The organism is Flavobacterium sp. SOK18b, from assembly GCF_014156605.1.
GTDB classification, from domain to species: domain Bacteria; phylum Bacteroidota; class Bacteroidia; order Flavobacteriales; family Flavobacteriaceae; genus Flavobacterium; species Flavobacterium tiangeerense.
On record NZ_QKNZ01000001.1, the window covers coordinates 63,038 to 75,570 of the forward strand.

The window sequence follows — 12,533 nt, forward strand, 5'->3', positions numbered from 1 at the left end:
ATATCAATCAGTTATTAAAATTTATTTTTGTAGTTGTATGTAAATTATCGTTTTGAAATCTTATTGTTGTTGATTTGTCTTTGCATGGTGCATTTAAATCGTCCTTCTCTAAAATCTCTTAGTTTTTCATGCTTCGTTTTTCTACCTTGAACTCGCTCACGCCACATTTTAAAACTTGAGGGTTTCATTTCGGTGCGCATCAAGTCAATTACTTCTTGTTCTTTGAGTCCAAATTGCAATAAAATAGCATCAAATGTTGTTCGGTCTTCCCAAGCCATTTCTATAACTCGGTCTTTTTCTAAATCAGTAAGTTCTTTTTTTACAGTCACGATAGAATATTTTTGTTATTATCTTTTTTAGTCTAGGATTCACTTTCGCCTATATCGGCCATAGTATGTAATTTTAAAATACGGGAACTTTCTTCTTTTACAAGCGGATTTTTTTTCATTTTCCATAAAAAATCACTCGCAAATTTTCTAGTCCTTTCCATATTGACAATTGGTTTTGGATAATCTACACCAACTTCAAAATCATTAAATTTTTGGTCTAAATAGGTCATTTTATAAGGTTCATGGATAAAGCTACGCGGAATATTTTGCAACTCAGGAACCCATTTTCGTATAAACTCTCCCTCTGGATCGTGTTCATAACTGTTTTTTATAGGATTATAAATTCGAAGCATGTTTATACCTGTTTCTCCAGCTTGCATTTGCAATTGCGGAAAATGAATTCCCGGCTCAAAGTCCAAAAACATTTGGGATAAATGATGGGTAGCTTCCTGCCATGGTTGCCATAAATTATGTGTAAAAAAGGACACTAACATAGCACGCATTCTAAAATTTAGATATCCAGTTTCATTTAAACATCTCATGCAGGCATCAATAAGTGGGAATCCAGTGTTACCTGTTTTCCACGCTTCTATATAGTTCAAATTCACCTTTTTTTGTAAAGAATGAAAGCCTTTATTTACACTCTCAAACTCCATGATTTCCTCCATTTCAAATTTTTGAATAAAATGGGCCTGCCATGTTAGCCTAGAAACAAAGGAGTCAATTTGTTTGGGATCACTACAATTTAATCTAAAAGTAGCTGCTTTTTGCAAAACTTCGCGAGTGGATAAATTTCCCCAAGCAATATAAGGAGAAAGTCTACTACAGCTTTTTCTAGCCAATAACGGTTTAGAAATATGCGAACTGTAGTTGAAATACCGTTCAGTAAAAAAGGTTTCTAGATATTTACGCCCCATTGAGGTACCTCCTTTTTGAAAAATGGTGTCTGGTACGGTTTCTAGATTCTGTTTTTCTAATGTTTTTTCTATTTCGTTAATCTCCTCAGCTGAGATGTATTTATTCGGATCAAAATCAAAATGTAGTAACGGTGAATTCATATACTGCTCCCAGTCTTGTACCCAGTTGGAACGATTCTTTAAAGCTCTAAAAATACCATTATTGATATTTTCTTGCCATTGAATAAAGTTGTTTTTACAATATCTCTTGAACGTTTTATCTCGTTCATAGGTTATTTTAATTCCTGTTTCTTGGTGTGAATAGACGGTTATTATTTTGTAATTTTCTTCAAGAAAATTGAATACTTGAATCACCTCTGATGAAACTGCTAATATTTTTGTGTTAGATTTTTCTAATTGCTTGTTTAAATCTACTATAGATTGTTTGATAAAATTCCAATGTCTTGTACTGTAATGAGTATCATTTTCTAATGATTTTTCAAATACATATAACAACAAAGTAGGTATTCCCGTTTTTGTTGCATTGAAAATAGCTTCGTTATCTTGCAAACGAAGGTCTCTTTTCAACCAGACTATATTGATATTTTTTTTATTGGTATTCATTTATATTAGAATAGTTTGTTTTGCAACCATAAATTTTGAAACTTGGATTGTCCGTCATAATTAGACGCTTGTAATTTAATGTTGAATTTGCGATCTCTGGGATCGTTACCTACTCCAGAAACATACATCCAGTTCCCGTAGTTACTATGTACGTCATAATCAAGTAGTAGCGATTCAAAATAGGCAGCGCCAATACGCCAATCCAAACACAGTTCCTTGGCAAAATAAGACCCAACATTCTGTCGGCCTCTATTACTCATCCAGCCCGTTTCTTTTAGTTCAATCATATTTGCATTTACAAATGACTCTTCGGTAGTACCATTTATCCATTTAGTAATTGCATATTTATTATTTTTCCATTCATAATCTCGGTTTAAAATCCCACCAAGTTTAAATATAGAATTCCCGTTTTTTAATGAAATGTATTTGAAATAATCCCTCCAAATCAACTCAAAAATTAACCAATATGTAGATTCGTTTTTCTCTACCTCTTTTTCGTATTGCAAGATTTCCCAATAAATAGTTTTGGCCGAAATAGAACCATTAGCCAACCAAGGCGAAAATTTCGAGCTAAAATCGGCGCCAATCAATCCATTGCGAGTGAGTTTATAAACGCTTAACTTTTCGCTATCCCAAAAATAACCTTGTAATCTAGATAAAGCTGCATCTTCACCTCCACGAAACGGAAAAGCAGTTCTAGAATCTAATTCAAAATCTTCTAATCCTAAGTCTTGTAGAGTAGGAATCTTAGTGTCATTTGGCACTAAATTTTCTTTAGATTTACTTTTTGGCACAAATAAAGATTTAACTCGAGCTGATTTTTCGCATTTATTTCTAAATTGTGTAAAAACATTTGGTATCGATTCAATATCAAATGGAATGGAATCAGGATGAAATAAAAACTGGTTGTAAGAAGTTCTAAATTCTACTGAATCCTCTGTTTTTTCTTTAATATTTAGTTCAACTTGCTTTTCTTCACTTGTCCATTCTTCTTGAAAATAAACGGAATTAATTTCTTTTTTTTGAACTAAATCTGGAATTACATCTTCAGGTTTTTGTTGGTAAACTAATAATGAAATGTTTAGTTTTTCTAGATTTTTGCGTAAAGCAACCACAGATTCAATTAAAAATTTCGCTCTAAATTTTTCTGTTTTTTTAAATCCAAATTGTGTTTCTTCAAATTGTCTTGGGTCAAAAAAATATACAGCAACAACCGTCTCATTAGTATCAATTGCATTTTTAAGTGATTCATTATCCTGAACTCTTAAATCATTTCTAAACCAAACTAAACCTTTTTGTTTCTTCTGCATTTTTCACTACAATATTTTACGTCTTCCCAAACCTTTTCCCATTTTTTCCGCCAGTTGAAGGGCCTATTACAAACTAGGCACATCTTTGAGGGTAAATGCTCTTTTTTCACTAGTTGTATTTTTCAAACTCATTGACAACTACTGTAGCCTTTAAGTCAAACATTAAATTGTACAACCCAAAAAATGTTCTGTTCATGTATATAAAATGTTTAGAACCTCTATTTCCATTCATCTTTCTCAGGTTGGTGTCTTTTGAAAAACGTTCCCCTAGTGCTGCAATATCTTCAAAAAAGCTTTCGTCAGAAAAATCAAATGTTGATGCTTGAAATGGCTGGGTAAATAAGGATAACAGATCATGAAACATAGTTGTAAAATAAGCTATCTCCTCTTTGGTATCATCTGTTCTTAAAATCTCAAGTTCAAATAATTTAGCATTAAATATTTTAGGGTCGTTGATTACTTTTTTATCAATAAGCTCAAAATATGGAATGTAGAATTCGGTAGGAATTTTTTTCATGCATCCAAAATCAAGTGCTACAAGATTATTGTTTTCATCTACCAAGAAGTTTCCTGGATGAGGATCTGCGTGAACTTTTTTCAGAATGTGAATTTGGTACATATAAAAATCCCATAATGCCTGACCAATTTTATTAGATGCCACTTGATCTGTGTTTATTTTTGTAAACTCAGATAAGTGTTTTCCGGTCATCCAATCCATGGTAATGATTTTCTCTGACGAAAACTCCGGATAGTAACTCGGAAAAACTAAATTTTCAATTTTTTGGCACGCTTCAACTACCTCTTGACTTTGTTTTAGTTCCAATAAATAATTAGTTTCCTCAATCAATTTATCTTCAACTTCCTTGAAATATTTATCAGAATCTTTCCCTTGCAGGTTAAACATTCGTATAGCTATAGGTTTTACCATAGACAAATCAGATGATATGCTATTGGCCACACCAGGATACTGAATTTTTACCGCTAATTTTTTACCGTCTTTAACCGCAACGTGTACTTGTCCTATGCTAGCCGCATTTACAGAGTTAGCATTAAATTCATCAAATATTTCATACGGTGTTTTACCAAAATTAGTTTTGAATGTCTTTAAAACCAGTGGAGCAGATAATGGCGGAACTGAAAACTGAGATAATGAGAATTTTTCAACGTAAGCTTGTGGTAAAAAACTTTTATCCATGCTGAGCATTTGTGCTACTTTTAGCGCACTCCCTTTTAGGCTTTTAAGTCCATCATAAATATCCTCGGCATTATCTTCATTCAATTGATCACGAGTCATATCAGAGTTGACCATTTTACCACCATAATATTTAAGGTAGTTTACGCCAACTTTTGCACCTGTTTGTACTAATTTAGTTGCCCGCTCAATTTTTGAAGTGGGTATATAGTCTATTGTTTTCATTACTTGTTGTATATTTTTTCTTTGAAAATAAATTTTCCAAAATCGATTAAACTGTCTATCGGAGCAATATTCATCAACTCAAAAGTTACTTTAACAGATTTTTCAATGTAGATATCTGTTTTTTCAAATGCTGGACTAGCATCATCAAGCCAGAACTTCAAGGTTAATAAAAGTTGTATCCAAGACGTTTCTTGAAAAGCTTTTTCTTGAAAGTTTTGTAAACGTTCTTGTTGTGTTCTAAAATCATCAGCGATAATCTCGGTAAGGAAATTTTTAAAGCTGTTTCTCAATCCAGAAAGTTGCATCACTTTCTTGAGCTGATTGTTGTGTTCTTTTAAAACTAAAACGACATAACTTCTATTGGCAGTTAGAATCTCAAAAAAAGTAAAATAAAAACTTAGCATTTTACTCTTCATGTCATACATCTCATATTCTTTGTTTTTATGCAGTAGTTCTACTGTTTTTTCTATAAACATTTTGAAAATTTCCTTTTCGATGCTCTCAATAGTTCCAAAGTAGGCATAAAAATCAGTCTCAGTAAAATCATTTGATTTGCTAAAAGTATATACGGACTTAGGTTTTTCACTGTGTTCTAGCACATAATCCATATACAATGAAACTATTTTATCTTTTGTAATTGCTGTTTTCTTGGTAGCCATTTTAGTGTTTATTTCAAATTAAGGTATAAAGGTAGTGAATGTTTAACTATATATTAATAAAGTTAAACAAAATTTATTATAATTTTATATCTTTAAAAAATCATTAGCTTTACACTATTATGAAAAAGAACGTATTAATAAGTGGCGGAACAGGATTTATAGGAAGGCAATTGACGACTTTGCTTTTATCAAAGGGCTTTACAGTATCCATTTTGACAAGGACTTTGAGACCTAACCTTGAAAAGGTTTTTTATTATAAGTGGGACGTTGAAAATCAAACCATTGATGAACAAGCAGTTTTGCGAGCAGATTTTATTATACACCTTGCTGGAGAGAACATCGCTGAGAAAAGATGGACTGCAAAACGTAAAGCTGCTATAATTGAAAGTAGGGAACAATCTACTTTATTATTATACACTACGATCAAGAAACACAATAAAAAGCTTGACGCATTTATATCTGCCTCTGCAGTTGGTATTTACGGTGCTGTTAATGGCGAGGAGATTTGTGAAGAAACAATGCTTCCAGAAAATGATTTTTTAGGCTACACTTGTCAAAAATGGGAGGACGCAATTGATTTTATAGAGAATAGAAATATTAGAACTGTTAAGTTAAGAACAGGCTTAGTATTGGGTAAAAAGGATGGTGTATTGAATAAGTTATCCACAGTTTTTAAACTTCGGTTAGGATCTGCACTTGGTACTGGAAAACAGTATATGCCTTGGATTCATGTAGATGATTTATGTGAGATGTATTTTCATGCCATGCAAAATGAAACCATGAACGGAGCCTACAATGCTGCCATACAAGACAATACTACTAATACTATTTTCTCGAAAACCCTTGCCTGTGTATACGGTTACGCTATTTGGTTGCCCAATGTTCCTGTATTTGTTTTAGAGTTTATGATGGGAGAAATGTCAAAAATTGTACTTACCGGTAGGAGAGTTTCGTCTGAAAAAATAGAGCAAACTGGTTTTCAATTTCAGTTTAAAAATCTGGAAGGCGCTTTGAGGAATTGTTTAACAAAATAACAAAATTAGTTAACATTTTTTTTGTTTTTGATATTTCACTTTGTATTTGATATAGTTTCGTTCTAGAAATTCTGAAATATCTTTATTTTTTCAAAACCTTTATTAGTGAAATTCTATATCGAGCTTTACATTGTGGACATCAAGGCTAGCAATGGCTGCAGGTGAATTATGGTCAAAAATTTCTTCATGTAAGTCTTTTTCTTTTTTTAAAGCAATTTGCTTAACGCAGTTAAAATAACGTCTCAAATCACTCTGGTTAGACAAGATGAGTCCAGGTACGGTAACGCTTTCGCCGTCGCTGTTTTTTGCCACCATTGTAAAGTAGGAGGAATTACAGTGTTTTATTTTTCCCGTTTGAATGTTTTCGGCTTCTACCCTGATGCCCACAATCATGGAACTTTTACCCACATAATTCACACTAGCTTTCATGGTCACTAGTTCACCAACTTCAATAGGTTTTAAGAAATTTACGGTATCAACTGATGCTGTTACACAATAATTTCCTGAAAATTTTGAGGCACAAGCAAAAGCAATTTGATCTAAAAGCGACAATATATAACCACCGTGTATTTTACCACTAAAATTGGTATGCGAAGGCAACATGAGTTCAGAAATAGTGATATTAGACGAAGCAACAGTTTTAAATGTCTGATTCATTTATTTTATTTTAAATGGCGAGTTGACTTTTTTAACATCAGTAATGAAATAGCGTGTATCGCCCCACCATGGAAAAGTACGGTATCGTTCTACGTAATTTACTTGAACATATTGACCTTCTAACGACTGTAAATCTGAGATTACTTTTTCCTCGCTATCTAATACTGAAAAGGTGAAAATTTGTGCTCCTGAAATTCCTTGACTAATTTCTCCTTCCCAAGTTTTAAAAGCGACTCCTTTATTACTGACTTTAATTAATTCGCCAGAACGAACTCCTTCACTATAGGTAGCATTGTATAAAAAAGTAAAATATCCAACAATAAATAATAGAATCATTGCTGTTGTAATCATTAAAAATTTTCTCATTTTGTTTAGTTTAGTAATTGATTATCGTCTTTTTCGGCTCTATTTAATATACTTTCTGGAAGTGCTTTTTTAGCTTTGGCTCCCATTTTTTTCAATTTTTCGACGCTGACAATTAAGTTACCTTTTCCATCAACTAGTTTGTTCATTGCGCCTGAATATTCTGTTTTAGTTTCGTCTATTTTTTTACCAATTTTGATTAAATCGGCTACAAATCCTTCAAATTTATCATAAAGTGCACCTGCCTGTCTCGCAATTTCTAGTGCATTTTCTTGCTGTTTCTGATTGGTCCACATACTATCAATAGTTCGTAAAGTAGCTAAGAGAGTAGCTGGCGTGACAATAACAATATTTTTCTCAAAAGCTTTGTTATAAAGCGTAGTATCTTCATTTAGCGCCATGGCAAATGCCGGTTCTATTGGAATAAAAAGCAGCACAAAATCAGGACTTTCCATTTGATAGAGGTCATGGTAATTTTTATTTCCTAATTGCTCCACATGACGTTTGATTGAATTGACATGCTCGCGTAAAAATCCAGCTTTTGCTATATCTTCCTCTTCATTAATATACTTTTCGTAAGCCGTAAGGGAAACTTTAGAGTCGACGATCATTTTTTTACCATCCGGCAAATTAATTACAACGTCAGGAAATACGCGGTTTCCATCTTCGGTGGTAAAGGCTTGTTGTACTTCATATTCTCTTCCTTTTTCTAAGCCTGACTTTTCTAAAACACGTTCTAAAACTAATTCACCCCAATTTCCTTGCATTTTGCTATCGCCTTTTAATGCTTTGGTGAGGTTAATTGTTTCTTTGCTCATTTGAATATTCATTTCGCGTAAGCCCAGTATTTGTTGGCGTAAAGCCGCATGATAATCAATACTTTCTTTGTGTGTATCTTCTACTTTCTTTTCGAATAACTGAATTTTATCTTGTAGTGGAGACAAGATGTTTTTCATGTTTTCTTTGTTTTGCTCCGTAAATTTATTCGATTTTTCGTCTAATATTTTATTGGCAAGGTTCTCAAATTCCTTTGTAAATTTTTCTTGTAGTTTTTCTACCTCTTCCTTTTGTTCTTTATTTCGTTCCCAAAGATTTTCGAAATCTACTTCTTTTTTTGAAAGTTGAATCGCTAAACTGTCTTTTTCATTCCGAATTGCTTCTTTCGCAATTGTGGCGCTCTCCAGTTGTTTTTCGAAAGTTACTTTGTCTACTTGAACTTGTTCCTTAAGTTGATTGAATTGGCTGGTGTAAGCAATTAGTTTTTCTTCTAATCCAATTTTTTCAGACTGAAATCGAGCAGAAAAAATGAGTTTTCCCAGAAATATTCCGAGACCTAATGCAACCAAAAAAATAAATAAAAAAGGAAGTAAAGTTGACATAAAATTTCTTTTGTAAGACTGTAAAATTAAGAAAAACTTTCTAGCTATTTAGATACAAAATCAAATAACTGTTTCAAAATAATTCGCAAGTGTATTAACCTGTTTTTAGTTTTATAGCAACAAAAAAGCCAGATTTCATGTACTTGAAATCTGGCTTTTTTAATATGTCTGCTTTAAATTATTTTTTTATGATTTTATCAGTTTGAATAATTTTATTTCCAACGGAAAGTGAGTATATGTAAATACCTGTAGGTAATTGAGATACATCAATAGAGGAATTGTCTCTGTTTGATCTTGGACTCAATTGTATTGGCATTCCAATGGCTCTTCCTAAAACATCATAAAATTGAAGTTTCACTTTTTCATTTTCAAATGAATCTAATGAAACGTTTAATATATCTGATACTGGGTTAGGATACATTTTCACGATTGTTTTATTCGTTGGTAAAACATCATTTACACTTAATACAGGATCAGCTTTTAATTCAAAACGAGCAATTACAGGACCGTGATCTGAGGTTGTAGTAACATAATTTGGAACATCATTTCTAGGGTCATATACTACTGTAGAATTTGTAACATACTCATCAGTAAGTTCATTAGACACTAAAATATGATCTAAAAATCCTCCAGATGATAAATAACTAAATGCACCAGCTTTACTAATGTCTAAGGTCAGTGTATTATATCTTGCGGTGTCTTCTACTAATTTTTGATAAGAAGACGGATTTCCTGCAATTACAGATTGGTCAACATCATCATTGTAATCGCCAAGAAGAATAATATTTGCATTAGGATAATTTACATCAAGACTGTCTTTTAACAATTCTACATCATACTTACGCATGTTGTATCGAGCAATATCACTACCGCTGTTTGCACGAGCGTGAAGATTAATAATGGTAAGGTCTTTTTTAACTCCATTAATGTTTGTCTCTATTTCAACCATATACGGCAAACGACCTGAAGAATAAAAGCTATCACCTGTACTTGGGTAGTTAGGTAACGTTTTTGTTCCTGCACGTACTTCATCATAAAGTTTACTAAACATGACACGAGATTTCTTTACGGTTGTAGTTTGAGTATTGTACAGCACTACCAGTTTTTGTGGAGGAAAGTTAGGATCTGGTGCTTGAAAGGAGCGAGACCATACAGGAGAAACTGATTTTGCAAATGTTTTTCCATTAACACTTATTTTTTGGATCAAAGTTTCTAATGCGGCATCATCTGACACTTCTTGAACTGCATACACGTCAGCGTTCATTGTATTAATTACTTTTGCAACATTATCTATTTGAAGTACATCATTTGTTGGACCGAATTCAGTTCCGCTAGTGTCTTTAACATCAGTACCAAAAAATTCTAAATTATAAGTTACAATGTCAAAAGTTTCAGTTTTTGGTAATGAAGACCCTTTAAAAGAACCAATTTCTTGATTTAGTCCCGTTCCTGTAATTTTTAATGGACCAGAGATACTCAATTCCTTTGAAGTTGGTACGAAACGCGCATATACTAATTTACCTATCACAGCATCCACAGCAGTTACAACTAGGCTAGTTGTAAAAACACTATTGTCTGTTGATAATTCATAGTTTGCTGGAGCATTAATAGTTATGTTTCCGAAACCACCCGCCATGAATATAAACGATTGACTAGTAGAAGTGGTATTAGGACTAATTTCTCCAAAATTTAAGTTAGGGTTTGAGGCAATAAAAGTAGTTTCATTTGCTATTCTCACATCATCAATAGTCCACTCGGCACTATCAGTTCCTCCAGATGTAGCAGATTCATATACCCAAGCCACATAAGTAGTATTTGTTTTATAGGCTTCAAGGTTAATGAACTGTGATTGTTTGAAAGTTCCTGTTGTGGTTGGAAAATCTCCTTCAATGGCGGTCCAAGTTGCTGTTTCGGGATTGCTTTTTCCGTCATAGTTAGTTGAAACCATCAATTTAAGAGGCGTTCCAGAGAAAAATTTTCGAGCGTAAAAAGATAACAATGGAAATTTATCAAAAGCATTTAAACGCAATACGGGAGAAATCAACCAGTCTTTACTAGCTCCGTTTTCTGCATATCCATTCATTTGAACGGCTGCAGGAGAACTATTAAAGCGTGTATTCGTACTAGTCCATTTTAAGTTATTTCCAGCAACACTGTATTCTGTCCAGCCACTATTAGTAAGTACATTTGGATCATTAAAATCTTGGAAATATGGATTGATTCCTTTGCCTGTAAGAGCAACAGTTTTATTAGATCCACCAGTTGTTTGATGGGTAATAGTACCTGTTACCGTTCCTATAGCTGTTGGTGTGAATTTCACAAAGACTTTTGCTAAAGCTGCATTAGTAAATTCATTAACACCATAGTTTAAACTGTTTACATAAGTACCAGTTTCTGTTTTAGATATAACGAAATTTCCTGTTGCCGTTACTGTGATATCATTGGTTAAATTTTCAGCTTGAATGTCATACTGTAGTGGAGTACTTGTTGTATTTTGTTCAACGAAACCAAAGTTTAAATTTGATACTGTTGGCGTTATAGAAGGTACAGCTACTGATGCTGTAGTAACGTTCAATACAGTACTTGACGCTTGCGTATTACCAGATCCATCTTCTGAAATGGCATATAAATCATAAGATGTACCTATAGATAAACCGGTTAGACTTTGTGTGTATTCAACTTCTGGGTCAATAATGGTTAGTAATCCAGATTTTATTGCGGCAGTATTGGTAGCATCGTTTCCTGTCTTTATTTGTGCTATGCTAGGTGCAGTACTGCCAGCAGGAAGCACTACATAAAAAGTTTTTCCTGGTTCATTGATTTTAGTCACAAAATTAAAACCTGTTGAAAGAATTGTATTTATTTTAGGGAGACCAGCAGCATATAGTGGGGGAGTGTTATCATTTTGAATACTAATGTCATCAATTGCAAAAGATGGACGGGCACCTCCTCCTGAAACTTGTCTGGAAATCCATCTGATTTGAACTATAGGTTGGTTGTTACATTCGGACGGGAGTAAAACTTTTATAAGTTGTTGATTTTGTGGTGTAGTTACTCCAGACGCAATTTGTGTTGTAGTGTTATTTTGATAGGCAGTATTTGGCACTGTTATAAAATCGGCAATCGTGCCTACTCTATATTGTAAGGACATTTCATTGATCCTTGTATTTGTCGTGGATGGGGGAACACTATACGGATTACGAATTGTCATAGCATTGTATTGCATTTCAATGCCTGATTTGCCAGCTGTGTTGATAGCTAAACCAATGGCAAAGTCATTACTACCAGTGTTTAATATACCAATCTTTCCATTATAGTTATGAGTACTGCCAGAAGAGTTGCTAGCACTACTACTTGATACTAACTGTTGATCTGCAAGTAAAACACCAGTAGTAAGGTATGCCGTTGTACCTCCGGGTAAACTGCTTCCTGATGGAGCTGTAGCTGTTTTCCACCCCTGAAATCCTGCTGAATAGGTAGTTGATGTGGCATCAAGTGTAGAGAAGTTTTGAGTAAAAGGTAAGTCTTGAGGTGTAGGTTGGGTTACTTGTGCTTCAAGATTTGGCGTGAAGCCCATAAAAAAAATAAATAAAACCATAATATGGTTCCATGTGTAATTGTGTTTCATTGGGTTACAATTGTAATTAGCCTGCAAATTTACAATTCCCAAAGTTAAGCCAATATTATATGTTACAGGTTTTTAATTAAATTTTGGAGTATTTAGAAAGTTATTAAAAGTATCAGATCTTTTTCAATTAGTAAGGTTTCCTGATAATAAAAAAAGCTGTTCAAGATTTTCTTAAACAACTTAAATTGAAAAAAGAGATTTTTGTTTATTATAATTAGGTGTGTTTGTGCTTTAAGA

General features: G+C 33.2%; 11 protein-coding genes. 1 reads left to right on the plus strand and 10 read right to left on the minus strand.

Annotated features, from left to right (window positions below):
* Window positions 1-44 precede the first annotated feature (44 nt).
* From DNC80_RS00325 to DNC80_RS00350, 6 genes are read right to left on the minus strand one after another with little or no spacing between them, the layout of a single operon-like run.
* Entirely contained in the window at window positions 45-329 is a 285-nt protein-coding gene (locus tag DNC80_RS00325; protein ID WP_370628655.1) for a TIGR03643 family protein, read from the minus strand.
* Between the two features lie 32 nt (window positions 330-361).
* Window positions 362-1,849 carry a cryptochrome/deoxyribodipyrimidine photo-lyase family protein gene (locus DNC80_RS00330; RefSeq protein ID WP_182648253.1) on the minus strand — a complete coding sequence of 496 codons (1,488 nt, stop codon included), beginning with the start codon at window positions 1,847-1,849 and terminating at the stop codon, window positions 362-364.
* Window positions 1,850-1,854: 5 nt separating this feature from the next.
* Window positions 1,855-3,159 carry a DASH family cryptochrome gene (locus DNC80_RS00335; RefSeq protein ID WP_182648255.1) on the minus strand — a complete coding sequence of 435 codons (1,305 nt, stop codon included), beginning with the start codon at window positions 3,157-3,159 and terminating at the stop codon, window positions 1,855-1,857.
* Entirely contained in the window at window positions 3,135-3,269 is a 135-nt protein-coding gene (locus DNC80_RS00340) for a DUF2256 domain-containing protein (protein WP_144888895.1), read from the minus strand. Before DNC80_RS00340 ends, DNC80_RS00335 begins: the two co-directional genes overlap by 25 nt.
* Window positions 3,269-4,576, minus strand: coding sequence for an AarF/ABC1/UbiB kinase family protein (locus DNC80_RS00345; RefSeq protein ID WP_182648257.1), 1,308 nt, complete (start codon window positions 4,574-4,576; stop codon window positions 3,269-3,271). The genes DNC80_RS00340 and DNC80_RS00345 overlap by 1 nt, the downstream gene beginning before the upstream one ends.
* Window positions 4,576-5,235 (minus strand): TetR family transcriptional regulator C-terminal domain-containing protein, encoded by a 660-nt coding sequence (locus DNC80_RS00350; RefSeq protein WP_182648259.1) that lies wholly within the window; start codon window positions 5,233-5,235, stop codon window positions 4,576-4,578. The genes DNC80_RS00345 and DNC80_RS00350 overlap by 1 nt, the downstream gene beginning before the upstream one ends.
* Window positions 5,236-5,354: 119 nt before the next feature.
* Between DNC80_RS00350 and DNC80_RS00355 the strand changes: the two genes are divergently transcribed.
* On the plus strand, window positions 5,355-6,269 hold the full coding sequence (locus tag DNC80_RS00355; protein ID WP_182648261.1) for a TIGR01777 family oxidoreductase: 915 nt from the start codon (window positions 5,355-5,357) through the stop codon (window positions 6,267-6,269).
* 102 nt (window positions 6,270-6,371) lie between these two features.
* Here the strand turns inward: DNC80_RS00355 and DNC80_RS00360 are convergent, their stop codons facing one another.
* The 4 genes from DNC80_RS00360 to DNC80_RS00375 form a co-directional block, all read right to left on the minus strand.
* Complete coding sequence (locus tag DNC80_RS00360) at window positions 6,372-6,926, minus strand: acyl-CoA thioesterase (RefSeq protein ID WP_182648263.1); 555 nt, start codon at window positions 6,924-6,926, stop codon at window positions 6,372-6,374.
* On the minus strand, window positions 6,927-7,292 hold the full coding sequence (locus DNC80_RS00365; protein ID WP_182648265.1) for a 6-phosphogluconate dehydrogenase: 366 nt from the start codon (window positions 7,290-7,292) through the stop codon (window positions 6,927-6,929).
* Window positions 7,293-7,297: 5 nt separating this feature from the next.
* The gene (gene rmuC, locus DNC80_RS00370; RefSeq protein ID WP_182648267.1) at window positions 7,298-8,668 is read right to left on the minus strand and encodes a DNA recombination protein RmuC; all 1,371 of its coding nucleotides are present in this window, start codon (window positions 8,666-8,668) and stop codon (window positions 7,298-7,300) included.
* A gap of 178 nt (window positions 8,669-8,846) precedes the next feature.
* The gene (locus DNC80_RS00375; protein ID WP_182648269.1) at window positions 8,847-12,296 is read right to left on the minus strand and encodes a T9SS-dependent choice-of-anchor J family protein; all 3,450 of its coding nucleotides are present in this window, start codon (window positions 12,294-12,296) and stop codon (window positions 8,847-8,849) included.
* Between the last annotated feature and the right edge of the window lie 237 nt (window positions 12,297-12,533).

Excerpts from the sequence above, each read along its gene's own strand:
- DNC80_RS00350 (WP_182648259.1), bottom strand. The coding sequence starts at position 5,235 with ATGGCTACCAAGAAAACAGCAATTACAAAAGATAAAATAGTTTCATTG.
- DNC80_RS00355 (WP_182648261.1), top strand. The coding sequence starts at position 5,355 with ATGAAAAAGAACGTATTAATAAGTGGCGGAACAGGATTTATAGGAAGG.
- rmuC (WP_182648267.1), bottom strand. The coding sequence starts at position 8,668 with ATGTCAACTTTACTTCCTTTTTTATTTATTTTTTTGGTTGCATTAGGT.
- DNC80_RS00365 (WP_182648265.1), bottom strand. The coding sequence starts at position 7,292 with ATGAGAAAATTTTTAATGATTACAACAGCAATGATTCTATTATTTATT.
- DNC80_RS00330 (WP_182648253.1), bottom strand. The coding sequence starts at position 1,849 with ATGAATACCAATAAAAAAAATATCAATATAGTCTGGTTGAAAAGAGAC.
- DNC80_RS00360 (WP_182648263.1), bottom strand. The coding sequence starts at position 6,926 with ATGAATCAGACATTTAAAACTGTTGCTTCGTCTAATATCACTATTTCT.
- DNC80_RS00335 (WP_182648255.1), bottom strand. The coding sequence starts at position 3,159 with ATGCAGAAGAAACAAAAAGGTTTAGTTTGGTTTAGAAATGATTTAAGA.
- DNC80_RS00375 (WP_182648269.1), bottom strand. The coding sequence starts at position 12,296 with ATGAAACACAATTACACATGGAACCATATTATGGTTTTATTTATTTTT.
- DNC80_RS00345 (WP_182648257.1), bottom strand. The coding sequence starts at position 4,576 with ATGAAAACAATAGACTATATACCCACTTCAAAAATTGAGCGGGCAACT.